The following is a 13,917-nucleotide window of genomic DNA, read 5'->3' as shown; positions in this document are numbered from 1 at the left end:
CCTACACGGATGTCTATTTTTCGCTTGGAACCCTCTATGCCGACCAGTTGCACGAACCGCAGAAATCAGTCGATGCCTTCCGTCGCTATCTAGAGTTGGGTGGGCAAAGCGAACGCGCGGTTCGTGCGGTTCAAGAGAGTGCGCCTCCCGCAGAGCAACCCATTTCTCCATCGAATCCCTGACACGCCCGCACACTCGTCAGCTCTGATCTCCGATGCTTCGGAACGATCTGTGTGTCGTGCCATCAGCTTCGTCACCACGCGGCTAGTCTTTGCCTCCGCCTTTCAGATAGCCCAGTCCGATCTTCAAGGCGCGTCGTGTAATTTCCGGCCACCGCACCTGCGGGTATTCCGCCAGCACTGCGGCGGCTTTGGGATCCTGGATATCGAGTTGGACGACTCGAATAATGCCGTCTTCAATCTGCACGTCAGCCATCTGGTCCATCTCCTTCGTAGAATGCGGTGTGTGGTGGTCTTGTTGCGAGCGATGTCGTCAACCGAAAGACTGGTTCCGCGTTGACAGTCCTAGGGGTGCATGTTAGCATAAAAACTCGCTTTTTCGCGCAATTGTGTCTCGTCATCCTGTGACTCACACACGTCGATCTTCCACCAGCTTGCCGCGTAGATCCGAGCCATCAGCTCTCATGGGTGTTACACCAAGGAGGACTCGTATGAGTAGCGTAGAGGGGGCTTTCTCGAAGTTCACCGGGAGCGCACTGGCGCTCGTACTCCTCATCGGGCTGACTGCCTGCGGCGGTCCTCCAAACTGGGTGAAGAAAGGGTCCGGCGCCTTCAACGAAAAGAGCGACAAGTCGTTCTACGGTGTCGGCTCCGTGGTGGGTGTGCGGAACGAACCGCTGGCGTGGGACACGGCGGAAAACCGCAGCCGGGCGGAAATCGCCAAGACGTTTGAAGCCTATACCGCGTATCTCATGCGAGACTATGCCGCCTCGACGACGGCCGGCGATTTTTCTCGCAACAGTGAAGAACAGAATATCGAACGGGCGGTGAAGACCTTCTCTGCGGTCACCTTGAACGGCGTCAAGCCGATGGATCGTTACAAGGACGAAAAGTCCGGCACCTACTATGTGCTGACCAAGCTCAGCCTCGAAGATATGAAGAACAACCTGGAACAGGCGAAGGAACTGAACAGCCAGGTCCGAGATTTTGTGCGCAAGAATGCCGATCGGTTGTTCGATCGTCTGGAGAAGGAAGAAGACAAGCGCGCGAACAAGTAGCGGACATGCCAGAGGCAATGCCTGTTGTTCAGGAGGAGAGAGCGCATGATCGAGTGGCGGAAAGGGGCATTCGGACGGAGCGTGGCGGTACTGGTGATCGTCGGTGTGGCCGCTGTGGTTGGCGGGTGCGGCCATGAAACCAAAGTGACCCGTGTGGATACCGGGATCGTCACCGATCTCAGCGGGCGCTGGAACGATACGGATTCTCAAATGGTCGCCGAAGCCATGGTCAAGGAAGCCTTGGCAAATCCCTGGCTCGGCAACTTCACAAAGGGCAAGAACCGGCAGCCGGTCGTCATCGTCGGGACGGTGCTGAACAAGAGCCATGAACATATCAATGTGCAAACCTTCGTCAACGATCTCGAGCGGGAGCTCACCAACTCGCAGAAAGTGACCTTTGTCGCCGGGAAAGGCGAACGGGAGGAAGTGCGTGAAGAGCGGCGCGAGCAGGCCGTTCATGCCCGTGAAGATACGCAAAAGGCGCCGGGCAAGGAAATCGGCGCAGACTACATGATGCGCGGGAGTATTGCGACGATTCTGGACGAACAGGACGGAGCCAAAGCGGTGTTCTATCAGGTCGATCTGGAGATGGTCGACTTGGAAAACAACGTCAAGTCCTGGTTCGGACAGAAGAAAATCAAGAAAGTGGTTGAGAAGAAACGCACCATTTTCTAGCCCGACGTAGACTGTTGAGACCTTACCCTCCATCGACCACGGCCTCCCCTCGGGGAGGCCGTTTCATTTCATTCCGTTGCCTGTCGCTCCTCTGCTGGGGCCTGCTGTGGGTGGTGTCCGGGTGCGGACTCGCCGAAAACCACTACCTGCTGATCGACCAAAGCCTGGCGGCGCATGATGCTCGTCGGGCCGACGCCATCATGGCGCAGGCGGAGTCCGAATATGGCTCGCGCAACCGGCTGCTCTACAGCATGGATCGTGGCATGACGCTCCATCTCGCCGGTGACTACGTACAGAGCAACAATCTGCTCGAACAGGCGTCGATGGAGGTGGAACGGCTCTATACCAGAAGCATCCGGACTGAGACCGCCGCCTTTCTGACGAACGACAACATGCTGCCGTTCGAAGGCGATCCCTATGAACATGTGATGATCAATGTCGTGAAAGCGCTGAACTATGCGGCGATGGGGCAACTGACGGAGGCCGTCGTCGAAGCGCGGCAGATCGATCATCGCTTGAACGTGTTGGCGGACAGTGCGAAAGAAAAGGATGGGTATCGCGAAGATGCGTTCGCCCGGTATCTCACTGGCGTGTTGTACGAGTCGACGGGTGACGTGAACAATGCATTCATCGCCTACCGCAAGGCCTATGACATTTATGAGGCGACCAAAGGCTGGTCGCGCACGCCGATGCCGCCGATGTTGCGGGCGGATTTGCTACGGACAGCCGAAGCGCTGCATCTGACCACCGAGTTTGAGGAGTATCGGCATCAGTTTCCGGAGACGCGTTGGGTGTCGCGGAGCGACCAACCGAATCTCGCCCAGGTGGTAGTGATCAGCTATAATGGCCGCGCGCCGCGCAAGGAAGAGGCGTTTCTCGATATCCCGGTCAGCCTGAGCGCACTGCAGTTGGTGTTGCTGAATCGCGGGGTCGTGCATGCGTCGAATCGACAGGAGCGTCGTGCGGCGGACAGTGTGTTGTACGGTCTCAACGGCCGTGTCGTGCGGGTGGCCTTGCCCAAGTTGATGCCCCAGAAGACGCAAGTCGCCCAAGAGTCAGTGAGTCTGGTGCCCAAGGAAGGAACGCCCATCTCCGCGACTTCCGAGTTGGTCTACAACGGGACGGCGCTGGCGGAGCGGGCCCTCTCGGACCGCATGCCCGGCATCACGACCAAAGCCCTGGCGAGGGCCGCAGTGAAATTTGCCGCCGCCGAAGCCGCCACGCGCGGATCACAGCATGCAGTCAACAAAGGCGACGCGCCATGGGTCGGTCTGCTGGTGGGCGTCCTTGCGCACGGCTTGGCGATTGCCTCCGAGGCCGCTGATACGAGGAGCTGGCGCACGCTGCCGGATGAGATTCAGATTTCCCGCCTATGGGTGCCGCCGGGCGAATATGAGAGCCGGGTGCAGGCTCTCATGCGAGGCGGTGGGGCCGCGCAGGCCGGCGCCACCCGTCCATTGATGCTCCGGGCCGGAGAGACACTCTTCCTGATCGAGCGGGTGATGTTATGAGGTCGCCCATGCGCCTCCTCATGAATCGTGCACAACAGGTCTGCCTGACGGCACTGATCGTGCTCTGCGCTGGGTGCGGGTGGATCGGTGGAGCCGCGCGTCCGCCCTGGATCGACGGCAATAGCGTGCAATATCCCTCTTCACAGTACCTCGTAGGGGTCGGACAGGCTGATTCCAGGGCGCAGGCCACTGAGAAAGCTTATGCGGCAGTCTCGCGGATTTTTAAGGCGGAGATTACGGCGCAGGCCAAGGATTGGGAGTCGTACCTGGTAGTGGAATCCCGTGGGCAGACCAATACCGAGCGTCGCTTGACTCTCGATAACGTGACACGGGTGACGACGGACAAGGTGTTGGAGAACGTGCAAATCCTCGATACCTGGTTTGACCAAAAGGCGCGACAGTACTATGCTCTGGCAGGCATGAATCGGGCACAGGCGGAATCGGCGATGGTGGAGCGTCTTGCTGAGCTCGATCGCACGATTCAGACCCAAGTCACGGAAGCGCGTCACACTCAGGACAAACTCTCGCGAGTGCGTAATCTCAAACGAGCCGCCAAAAATCTGGTCTTGCGCGAAGCCTACAATACCGATCTTCGCACCATTCGTTCGAGCGGGCAGGGTAGTCCGGCTGCCTATCGAGTAGCCGAGCTGACCGCTGAATTGGAACAGTTTCTTGCCACCCAGTACGGGATGGCCGTGGAGATCTCCGGTGAACAGGCAGAGCCGCTCGAACGTGCGCTCATCGAGGGCCTGACGCAGGAGGGATTTTCCGTGGCGGGAGGTGGTTCCGCGGCCGGCGCCGCGCCGGTGGAGTTATCGATCAAGGGTACCGTGCGGGTGTGGCCGATCGAGGTCTATGATCCCCAGTTCCGCTATGTTCGCTGGTGTACGGATGCGGTGATCGAAGACGTGGCGACACATCGTGTGATCGGCGCCATGTCGAAAGGCGGCAAGGAAGGACATGTGACGGAGCGCGAGGCTGCAGCCAAAGCGGTCCGCGTCATGCAGCAGGAGTTTTCCTCGGATCTGGCCCACTCCGTGGCTGCACATGTGTATGGAGAGACGGATCTGCCGGTCACGGCCGCTGCGCCGTCCGGTTGTCCAAAGGAAACAGGGGCGCCGCCACTCAGTCGATGACGGCGGTGAATTAACCACAGGAGAGGGGAGCGGGAATGCGTAAAACAGGAACCCGTAAGGCGGGTGAGCAAGTCACCAGTGGTCGCCGGTTGTCGAGCCAGGCGATGAAAAAGCATCTGCGTGAGCGGTTGACCGCCGATACGCAACAGGTACTCAAGAGCGACCTGGTGAGCATTTTTCGCAAACAGGGCTACTACGAAGAACTGCCGCTGGATGAGTTGCAGGATCGCCTTTCCAAGCTCCAGTCGCCGCTGGCAGAGAGTCTCTTGAAGGGGAGGGTCTAGGATGCCGTATTACTATTTCGACTCGACGGCGCTGGTCAAACGCTACAGCATGGAGCGCGGCACCCGGGTGGTCAACAAGCTCATGGTGAAGCGCGGCAAGGTGGCGATTCTGCCTATGTGGAGTGTAACGGAACTGTATTCGGTCTTGTCCGTTCGCGCGCAGCAGGGAGAAATCACGCGGGATGATTGTTATTCCGTGTTGTACAAGTTCGAGATGGAAGCCGCGCAAGGACTTTTCCAGTTCATCTCCCCGACGATGGAGACCTATCTCGCCGCGAGGGAGTTAATTCTGGATTACCCGGCCTTACGTTCACCGCAATTGCTGCATTTGGCCCTGGCGCTGGAGTTGAAGCCGCTCCGGCTCACGGTCGTCAGCGCCGATAAGCAGCTCTTGGCCGCCTGCCGGCCGGCCGGTTTGCACATCGTCAATCCCGAAGACGACTAGCCGGTGCAGGATGCGGAAACAGCCCGCCAAGGCTTCTCGCCTGTGAGGCCGACGCAGGCGTACGTGCAGTCCGTCGAGGAGGTCGAGCGAGAAAAGCCTCGCCAGGCGAGAGGATCGGACGGCGGAGCGGGCGGTCATGAATAGTCCGGGCTAGTTCGGACAGCGAAAGTCTCCCTGCATCGAATCCAACAGGGTCGCCCAATCATCCGTGGTCTGACGAACAATCCCGAGACGAGCCGCGGTTGATTTCGTATCAGGAGCGAGAACCGGCTGGTCGATGGTCTCTTGCGCATGCTGCAGTTCGAGCCGCGCCAGCTGCAGGCTCCCGCAGACGCCCGCGGAGGCCGGCAGTTCCCCGCCGGCCCGCCTGAACAGGGCGATGGCGCGATAGCCATGTTCCTGCGATCGGTGCAGATGCTCCGCGGCCTTGAATGTGCGTTGCAGGGCGGGGTCTGTTTGGCGTTTGGCCAGTTGCGCTGCCATCAAGGCGGCACGGCCCATACTCATTGCCGCGCCTTCCGCATCCTCATTGGCCATGGCATCTTCCGCCTTTGTTCGTAGACGATCGAGCTCCGCCTCCTCCCCCATGACCTGCGCCCACCCCCTGTCGACGACCAATAGCAGGAGTATCGCCGTCAACACTTGTGCGATGACGACACCGCCATGCCACGTCCAGGTATCTACTGCACGTGTTCCCAGGTATCGATCTGTTTGATGCTCCAATTGACGGCTTCCTTTAATTTGACCAGGTTGGGGTCGGCATCGTTCTCATGGACTCGATAGAGAGATTTCTGAAGGGCGAAGAGCGGTTCATAGGACTTCATGTCCGGCAATTTGCCCAGCGCCCATGCCACCTCGGTCTTTACTGCAACATCGTCGGTGTTCAGTGTTTCCAGTAACGGCTCGACGATGGTGAAATCGCCGTGGAGTGCGCCGACGATGCCCAAGGCCTTGGCGGCCGGTGCCCGTAAATCTGGTGCGCCGCTCTTCATCGTCTTGATGAGCACCGGGATCGTGTCTTTCTGTCCGATGTTGCCCAGCGCCAGTGCCGAGGCTTTGGCAATGCTGCGGTCGCTTCCGTTCAGGCCGTCCAACAAGCGCGGGATGGCTTTGACGGAGAAGAGTTCACCGAACAAGGACACGAGTTTCACCTTGCGGGCGACCGGGGTCTTCGGGTCGTCGTAGAGACGAAAGAGCCGCGCCTCCTGTCCCCACTCAGCGGTGATGAGTGCGGGAAAATCGTAGTCCTCCAGGCGTGCCTGCAATTTGGCCATGGCAAACGCGGTCGGGTCTCCCGCTTTGGCCAGCGTCGCCGCCGCTTGGGCATCGTCGAAGTCGGTGCGCACTTCCTTTCGCCAGGCCATCTTTTTCCCATTGAGCAGATAGCCGAGCTGGCAGGCCGGCCCTTTCCAGATGCGAGACGGCGCGTCGGGCAGATCGGCATCACTGCCCATGGTGGTGGTGCCCTCCCAGGTCTTTTTCTGCTCGCATTTGATCTTGAGTTCCGCGTCATACGGCTGGGACGCGTCCGTCACCGGCGTATAGTCGAACTCCTTCATGCGAGTGGCGACGACGTCGACCAGCGGTCCGGCCTCCACGTTGCCCTTGTCGGAGAGGGCCAGCACGGTGATCAACACGCGATCGATCCGTTCCATCTGACTCTTCTGCTCGGCGGTCAGGGCTTCACGACGGGCCCAACTTGGGTCGCTGAGCAGGAGCAGTGTCCCGAGGGTCACAAGCGAGAGGATGCATCTCATGTCGGCTCCGATCTGCTGAAAAGGGCAAGGATCAAGACGATCTAGTTCACTCTATAACAACCCCGTCCGGCGGTTGCAAGTTGCGCCTGCCGGAGGGCCGTCCGTATAATCGCGCCATGTTGAGCGGACGACAGATCGGGTTTGTCGGCGGCGGCAATATGGCCGAGGCCCTGTTGGCGGGTGTATTGCGAAAGGGACTGACGACGCCCGAGCATCTTATTGTGAGCGACCCGCTGTCTTCCAGGCGAGAATGGTTGGCCCGGAACTTTGGCGTGGTCGTGACAGCCGACAATCACGTAGCGGTTCGTGGCGCGGACATGGTGGTGCTCTGCGTCGAGCCGCAGGTGCTCGATGATGTGCTGACGGAGCTTGAGCCCTCGCTCCGATCGCATCCACTGATGATCTCGGTTGCCGCGGGGTATCCCTTGTCGCGCATCCAGGCTCGACTTGCTTGGGCAACCAGACTGGTCCGTGCAATGCCCAATACGCCGTCGGCCATCGGCGACGGTGTCACGGCGATGAGTCCGGCGGCTGGATTGTCCTCGTCTGATCGTGAGGCCGCGCAGCGGTTGTTTGAATCGGTGGGAATCGTCGCGGTGGTCGAGGAACGACTGATGGATGCGGTCACCGGGTTGAGCGGAAGCGGTCCGGCCTATGTGTTTGCCATGGTCGAGGCGCTGGCCGACGGCGGGGTCCTGGCCGGATTGCCTCGGGGGACTGCACAACAGTTGGCGGCCCAAACGGTGGCGGGCGCGGCCCGTATGGTGCTACAGCAGGGGGAACATCCGGCGGTGTTGAAGGATCGTGTGGCGTCGCCCGGCGGGACCACGATTGCCGGATTATCTCGATTGGAACAGGGCAGGCTGCGGGCCACCTTGATGTCGGCCGTAGAAGCGGCGACGCAACGCTCGCAGGAATTGGGCAAGAACGAAAGCCATCATCTCTAACAAGGAGCGTGTCTCGTGCAATATTGGGTGAAAGTGGTGTTTGCCGACAATCAGGAACTACTAGTGAAGGATGCCATCCGTCACACGATCAGCGAAGACATGGAAGTGCTGGAAGTGGATTCGGCCAAGGAAGTCATCATCGTGCCGATGAAGCAGATTAAGTACATCGCCTGCGATGCGACGGTGTTTGCGCAGAAGGCGAAGGGGTAGACCACTCACTTTTCCCGGCCGCGCTGCACAACGTCGGGCCATTCGCGGTGATGCGGAATGCGCCTGCTTTTCTCACATGGTCGTGGCAGCGTGGCCCTAGACCGCTCGCCTCAATTCTCCCTGCAGATGTCAATGTTACTGCCCGCTCCTGACGTTGGCGCGAGAAACTTGGGTCGTGGTTCCTCAACCCCCTAGACCCTATCTCCGACCGGGTCCCACTCGTGGTCTCGCTCGACGGCCTCGGTGAGGCGCTCGAAAATATCCGGGATCGCGCCGGTGACCCGGCTCCAGTTGGAGATCATGGGAACGCCGAGCGGGTCTTCGAGAAACGCTTCGGTGGCGATCTTCATGCCCTTCAAAAACACTTCCACCGCCATCCGCTCCGCGTGCCGATCGAACTGCAGGCTATTGATGGCCGCATCGTTCTGATAGCGGGTGATGGCCTCCTGTGCGGACTGGAGGTAGGTCGCCCGCAACGTCTTGAGCACCGCCTCTGATAACACGACTCCTTCACTCGCCAGGTTTCGGAACAACGACTTCGTGATGTCCACGCACATCTTCTGCAGCCCCTGCTCCGCGTTCTCCGCCGAGAGGCTTTGGTGTTTGTGTTCGTAGGCGTCGGCGATATCGGCTTGGCAAATGCGCCTGAGCGCGCAGTTGCGATAAATTTCGGACAGGACGCCGACTTCCAACCCCCAATCGCCGGGCACCCGGTTAATCCAGGCGAGATCCCGCACCATGGCAAACTCTCCCGCGAGCGGATAGCGAAAGCTGTCGAGAAAGGTCAGTAACGGATGGGCACCAGCCACCTGTTTGAGGCTTCGAATCAACGGGGTGAAATACAGTCGCGTGACGCGGCCGTGCAGGCGGTTCGTGACCCGGCTGTAATACCCCTTGCAGAACTCGTAACCCAGGTTGGGGTTGACGATGGGATAACAAAGCCGTGCGAGGTACTCCCGATTGTAGCTGAGAATGTCGCAGTCGTGCAGCGCGATGACGTTGCTTTCTCCGCGGGCCAGTACATAGCCGAAGGCCATCCAGCAACCACGCCCTTTGCCCTGTAATCCGGTGTCGAGTTCAGCATGGGCCAGCAGTTTGAGGATGTCCTGAATGCCGGCCCCATCGTTCCAGACGATGCGCACCCGTTGGGGAAGCACCGAGAAGAACTGTTTCGCCAGGCGAAATTCCAGAGCCGAGGCGCGATCCAGTGAGATGACGATTTCATTCACGTAGCGGATGTCCTTGAGGACTTCGACGATGTGTTTGAGCGCGGGGTTCTCTAGCTCAGAATACAGCGACGGGAGAACCAGCGCGATCGGGTTCGTCGCCGCATGCCGCTCGAGTTCTTTTTCCAATTGCTCGAGGTTGGGTGCGCCGAGCCGATGCAAGACGGTCACAAGACCGTTCTGATGAAAGTCGGACATGGTCCCTCCAGTTCGGGGTTCGAAGAGAATGCTGGTCTGCAAGTACCCGGCACGGCAGGGACTGGTTCCACCGTGTGCGGCGGACACCGACCATGCCGGGTGGTTGAGTGCGCTGAGAGGAGATCGTTGCTATTGAGCCGGAGGCATCGCTTTGCTGGTGACGACCGACTTCACGATCTTGGCGCGTTTCACGGACTCCAAAAATCGATCCGGGGGTTCAGGATTCGGCAAATTTACTTCGACGGAGTACCAGCCTGATTTCATCGGACCTTTTTTGATGCCGTTGATTTCCTGAACCAGATCCTCGATGCTTTTTTCGGTGGTGCCGTCCTGGAAGGCGACCCAGAACATGAAGGCCTGTCGATCCGCTTCGCGAAGGGCATCCGAGACCGGCACGGCGGTCGGCACCGGCGTTTCCTTCGGCGGATCGTTCTTGGCCACGACCGTCGGTTTGGCCGTTGCGGCATTGGCCTTGGCGACTTCCAGCGAGGTCAGCGCCAAACGGGCATGCAATTCTCGGTTGCGGCTCTCCAAGAGCGCGACTTGTTTAATCAGCGTTTCGTTCACCGACTTGATCGACTGCAGATCCTGCCGCACGACATCACGGTCCGCCTCGACCGCACTCACCGCAACGCGCATCCCGCTCTGGACTTCCTGGGCCACATCGGTCTTGACGGTCTTGAGATCGTCCTGGACCGCGACCATCTGCGCAGTGAGTTTTTGTTGGGTATGGGCGACGGTCCCGACGAGAGTGTTCAACTGCGCGAGACGGTCTTGTTCTGCGCGGGACACGGCCATGGCCGTCGACTGGGACTCGACGAGTTGGGCCAGTTGCCGGTGGACTTGGTCGATCTGATCCTGCGTGGATTGCCGGGCCGCCAACTCCTCTTCCATCTGGTGCGTGCGATCCTCGGAGCCTAACCATCCGGGTACCCGTTCCGCCAGCAGCGCGACCACTCCTACCGCCAGCACGACTTGGGCAAACGTAGTGGCCATGGTCCACACCGGGACGATCGGTGCTGCGGTGGACGCGGTGCCGGCCGGGAGTCCAATGGCGGAGGCCACGTGCGACCACCACCGTGGAGCGCTCTCATATCGCAAGTGGAGTGAGCCGCCGTCGAAATGATTTTGGATGCTGAGGGTCAGGCTGCCTTTTCCGATCGGGAGGCGTAGGCTTTTCTGCCCGGCTTCGGCGGCCACGCAGCCGCCAAGCAGCACTCCGGACTCGCTCCGGATTTCGAGGTGCTGAATACTGCGGTCTTTGGTCGTGCAGGTGAAGGTTGGATCGACCTGCGAACAGTTCAGCGTGCCGACGCGCTCGTGGTTGACCAGCACCTGGAGAAATCCAGGCCGCTCCTCAGCCGCGCGTTGCGGTTGGTCATCCAGGGCATCAAGCAGATGTGCGCGATAATCGTTGAGCTCTGGTGTGTCCATGTTGCCGTCCTCCCCGATCGCCGCCAAAGAGAGCCAGGACGCCTCCCTTTTTCAGCGGATGTATATGCAAATTGACTTGCGGCTTGGATCCGCTGCTCAGTTCGGCTTGCCGGCGGTCTGCCACTTCCAGGAAGCAATCCCGGCAAAAGGCCAAATGCCAGACGCGGTAATCGTGGCCGTAGTCATCGTGAAAGAGTTGCCCCCACTTTTGTTCAGATAAGCAGGGGTAGTGTTCCGGTTCACTTTTTCGATAATGCGATTGCAAGACCGGCATCAGCCGATCGACTTCGTTGTTCAAGTGGTCGGGCCTGGTGCGCAGCTCTTCTTCCAAGACGTCGATCTCCGAGCCGCTCAAGCCTGTTTCGTTCATCGTGCGTTGCCATCCCGATTGACGCCACCGTTCGAAATTTTTGTAGACCCGCTGGCTTTCGGCCTGTCCAAATCCCAGGAGCTTCACCACGTGGGCCTGGCTGAATCCATAGAAGTGGTAAAACAGTGCGATCAAGGCGTCGCGACTGACGACGGCCCGCGAGGCCAACCCGTCGAGAAATCGTCCCACCGGGGTCAGCAACTCCTTGTGGTAGCACAAGGGGTCCGGTTGGCTGAACGACTTCGCGATCAGGCTATCCAGAAGGAAGAACGGGCGGCAGGGCACTTCAGTGCGCCCGAACACGACAAACCGTTCCACCAACTCGTACCCCCACCGGAGCGCCAATTTTTCGTGGGTGATGTCGTCGCCCCACTGGCTCGTTTCACGGAGGAAGCGCTTGGTTTGGCTGGTCGCGCGGTCCAACAATTCCGGGAGAGACTTCGTGACCAGCTCATCGAACTCGCGTTCCGTGGTCACGACATTGTTGAGGCGTGCGGAGAACATCTGACCGTCTCGCATGGCCTTTCCATCCGGCATCTTAAGCGACATAGTGGCGAATTCTCCGACGAATGACAATTCGACAAGTCCGCCTCTAGAAGACCATATTTGTCCATGGAGGGTCAATGGGGAGAAGGAGGGGCAAACCCGCACTGTATCAGGGTGAAACAGGCCTCGCCAGGATGTGGACAAAGTCCGCCAGCGGCGTTCTCGACAGCCGTGAATTGTGAAGTATGTCTCGCTAGGAGCCGCAACCGGGCTGTAGCGAGAGCCGAACGAGGTTCACGAACGACGGATAATGAGGACGGCCTATTTCCGCATCCTGCTAGGGCCGGTCGGTGGAGAGCCGTTTCGCCAGGCGTCTGGCCAGGCGCATCATGGCCGGGGAACGATCTGAGGGATCAAGCAGGACGTTGATGACATAGGGCTGGCTCGGGTCGGCCAACGCCTTGGCCAGCGTTTCGACAAATTCGCCATGGGTGACGACCCGCGAGCCCTGTCCGCCGCCGATGAGTTCGCAGATCCGTTCGTAGCGCCATTCATGAATATCGTTGAACGGGCCTTCCAGGATTTCACGCTCGGTGGAATAACCGTGGTTATTCAAGACGATGACCACCGGGGCCTGCCGGTACCGAACCGCGGTGGCCAATTCAGATCCGGTCATCTGAAACGCCCCGTCTCCGACCAGGACGATGGGCCGGAGGGATGGATCGGCGAACCCGGCCCCGATGGCGGCAGGGACGGCGAAGCCCATGGAGGTGTAGTAGGCAGGCGACAAAAACTCAAACCGCCGGTGGACGTGAAGATCGACGGAGGCGAACAGCGACTCTCCCACGTCGGCGATGACCAGCGTTTTTTCCTGCAGTACCGTATCCAAATGCCGAAACACACCGTGTAAGCTGACGGCAGCCTGGGCAGGGGGCATCGGTTCTTCAGGCCTGGAGGCCGTCGGCATCCGTTGTGCCGGGAAGGAGGGCAGTGGTTCTTTGGCCAGTCCCTTGACGAAATCCTCAAACAGAATGGAGTCATAGCGATGATGTTTGATCGCCACCCGATCCGCCGTGGCATGGATGGTGTGGCCGTCGGAGAAGAGGGCGCTGCGGGCGTCCAAGTCCTCCACATCGGACAGAATCGACCCCAGGATCAGGAGGCAATCGGTTTGATTGACGAACTCTTTCACTTCATCACGGGCCACCAAGCCGCTGTAGACGCCGACATAGAGTGGATGGTCCTCACGAATAATCGATTTGCCAAGGAGCGTCGAGGCGATCGGCACATTCAATCGTTCGACCAGGGTCGTGAGTTCATCATGCAGTCCGAATCGGCCCACTTCGGCGCCTGCCAAAATCACCGGACGTTTGGCCGATTCCAACATGGTGCGGACTTCGGCGAGGGCTTCGCGCAGGGCGGCACGGTCGGTCGGCTCGTCCACGGTGCTGGTCTTGTGGGAGGTGTACGCCAACGGCACGTGTACCATGTCACGGGGGATTTCGAGATAGATCGGGCGTCGATAGCGCAGCAGGGCCGCAAAGGCGCGATCCATTTCACGCTCCGCCGTGACCGGGTCCTCCAGGCTGACCGCTGCGACCGTCATCTTTTCAAACACTTCGCGCTGCGTCGAGAACTCGCGCACCATGTGGTGGAGGTAGGGGTTGCGGGCCCGCTCCGAGAGCCCGGGAGATCCGGTCAGAAGTACGACGGGTGAACGTTCCGCATAGGCGCAGGCGATGGCGTTGACCGTGTTGAGTCCACCGACACAATAGGTGACACAGAGGGCGCCGATGCCGTTGATGCGGGCATAGGCGTCGGCAGCAAAGCCGGCGCAATCCTCGCGCGTCGTGGCGATGTGTTGAATCGGCGAGGACTCCATGAGTTTATACAAGCCCAGCACGTAGTCGCCGGGAATGCCGAACATGTGGCGGACGCCCAACCGGTGAAGGCGATCGAGCACTGCGGTGCCGATAGTATGTGTGGTCATAGTTGTCAGCC

Annotated in this window: 16 protein-coding genes; 9 read left to right on the top strand and 7 right to left on the bottom strand. The window is 59.8% G+C overall.

Features of this window, described 5'->3' with window-relative positions:
• A partial coding sequence (locus tag JNL86_09590) for a hypothetical protein (GenBank protein MBL8043157.1) occupies positions 1–182 on the top strand: 182 nt, incomplete at its 5' end.
• 82 nt (positions 183–264) lie between these two features.
• Here JNL86_09590 and JNL86_09585 read toward each other — a convergent pair.
• The gene (locus JNL86_09585; protein ID MBL8043156.1) at positions 265–435 is read right to left on the bottom strand and encodes a hypothetical protein; all 171 of its coding nucleotides are present in this window, start codon (positions 433–435) and stop codon (positions 265–267) included.
• Between the two features lie 235 nt (positions 436–670).
• Here JNL86_09585 and JNL86_09580 point away from each other — a divergent pair, with 235 nt between their 5' ends.
• From JNL86_09580 to JNL86_09555, 6 genes are all read left to right on the top strand, one after another.
• Positions 671–1,237 carry a hypothetical protein gene (locus JNL86_09580; GenBank protein ID MBL8043155.1) on the top strand — a complete coding sequence of 189 codons (567 nt, stop codon included), beginning with the start codon at positions 671–673 and terminating at the stop codon, positions 1,235–1,237.
• Between the two features lie 45 nt (positions 1,238–1,282).
• Positions 1,283–1,912 carry a penicillin-binding protein activator LpoB gene (locus tag JNL86_09575; GenBank protein ID MBL8043154.1) on the top strand — a complete coding sequence of 210 codons (630 nt, stop codon included), beginning with the start codon at positions 1,283–1,285 and terminating at the stop codon, positions 1,910–1,912.
• Positions 1,913–2,022: 110 nt separating this feature from the next.
• Positions 2,023–3,423: a hypothetical protein gene (locus tag JNL86_09570; GenBank protein MBL8043153.1), complete on the top strand. Its 1,401-nt coding sequence runs from the start codon at positions 2,023–2,025 to the stop codon at positions 3,421–3,423.
• A gap of 8 nt (positions 3,424–3,431) precedes the next feature.
• On the top strand, positions 3,432–4,559 hold the full coding sequence (locus tag JNL86_09565; protein ID MBL8043152.1) for an LPP20 family lipoprotein: 1,128 nt from the start codon (positions 3,432–3,434) through the stop codon (positions 4,557–4,559).
• Between the two features lie 35 nt (positions 4,560–4,594).
• Positions 4,595–4,843: a hypothetical protein gene (locus tag JNL86_09560; GenBank protein ID MBL8043151.1), complete on the top strand. Its 249-nt coding sequence runs from the start codon at positions 4,595–4,597 to the stop codon at positions 4,841–4,843.
• A gap of 1 nt (position 4,844) precedes the next feature.
• Positions 4,845–5,288, top strand: a complete 444-nt coding sequence (locus tag JNL86_09555; GenBank protein MBL8043150.1) for a type II toxin-antitoxin system VapC family toxin — start codon at positions 4,845–4,847, stop codon at positions 5,286–5,288.
• 150 nt (positions 5,289–5,438) lie between these two features.
• Here JNL86_09555 and JNL86_09550 read toward each other — a convergent pair whose 3' ends face one another.
• Together JNL86_09550 and JNL86_09545 are read right to left on the bottom strand one after the other, a co-directional pair.
• Positions 5,439–6,011: a hypothetical protein gene (locus tag JNL86_09550; GenBank protein ID MBL8043149.1), complete on the bottom strand. Its 573-nt coding sequence runs from the start codon at positions 6,009–6,011 to the stop codon at positions 5,439–5,441.
• Positions 5,969–7,045: a HEAT repeat domain-containing protein gene (locus tag JNL86_09545; protein MBL8043148.1), complete on the bottom strand. Its 1,077-nt coding sequence runs from the start codon at positions 7,043–7,045 to the stop codon at positions 5,969–5,971. The genes JNL86_09550 and JNL86_09545 overlap by 43 nt, the downstream gene beginning before the upstream one ends.
• Positions 7,046–7,161: 116 nt before the next feature.
• Here JNL86_09545 and proC point away from each other — a divergent pair, with 116 nt between their 5' ends.
• On the top strand, positions 7,162–7,992 hold the full coding sequence (proC, locus tag JNL86_09540; GenBank protein ID MBL8043147.1) for a pyrroline-5-carboxylate reductase: 831 nt from the start codon (positions 7,162–7,164) through the stop codon (positions 7,990–7,992).
• 15 nt (positions 7,993–8,007) lie between these two features.
• Positions 8,008–8,202, top strand: a complete 195-nt coding sequence (locus JNL86_09535; protein MBL8043146.1) for a hypothetical protein — start codon at positions 8,008–8,010, stop codon at positions 8,200–8,202.
• A gap of 191 nt (positions 8,203–8,393) precedes the next feature.
• Here JNL86_09535 and JNL86_09530 read toward each other — a convergent pair whose 3' ends face one another.
• The 4 genes from JNL86_09530 to JNL86_09515 form a co-directional block, all read right to left on the bottom strand.
• On the bottom strand, positions 8,394–9,626 hold the full coding sequence (locus tag JNL86_09530; protein MBL8043145.1) for a glycosyl transferase: 1,233 nt from the start codon (positions 9,624–9,626) through the stop codon (positions 8,394–8,396).
• Between the two features lie 129 nt (positions 9,627–9,755).
• On the bottom strand, positions 9,756–11,060 hold the full coding sequence (locus tag JNL86_09525) for a hypothetical protein (GenBank protein MBL8043144.1): 1,305 nt from the start codon (positions 11,058–11,060) through the stop codon (positions 9,756–9,758).
• On the bottom strand, positions 11,017–11,979 hold the full coding sequence (locus JNL86_09520) for a hypothetical protein (protein ID MBL8043143.1): 963 nt from the start codon (positions 11,977–11,979) through the stop codon (positions 11,017–11,019). Before JNL86_09520 ends, JNL86_09525 begins: the two co-directional genes overlap by 44 nt.
• A gap of 274 nt (positions 11,980–12,253) precedes the next feature.
• Positions 12,254–13,906, bottom strand: a complete 1,653-nt coding sequence (locus JNL86_09515) for an alpha-keto acid decarboxylase family protein (protein MBL8043142.1) — start codon at positions 13,904–13,906, stop codon at positions 12,254–12,256.
• Between the last annotated feature and the right edge of the window lie 11 nt (positions 13,907–13,917).

Origin of the sequence: Nitrospira sp. (genome assembly GCA_016788885.1) — a bacterium.
Classification (GTDB): Bacteria; Nitrospirota; Nitrospiria; order Nitrospirales; family Nitrospiraceae; genus Nitrospira_A.
Note: the sequence above shows the minus strand (reverse complement) of the source record. Positions and strands in the feature narration are given on the sequence as shown.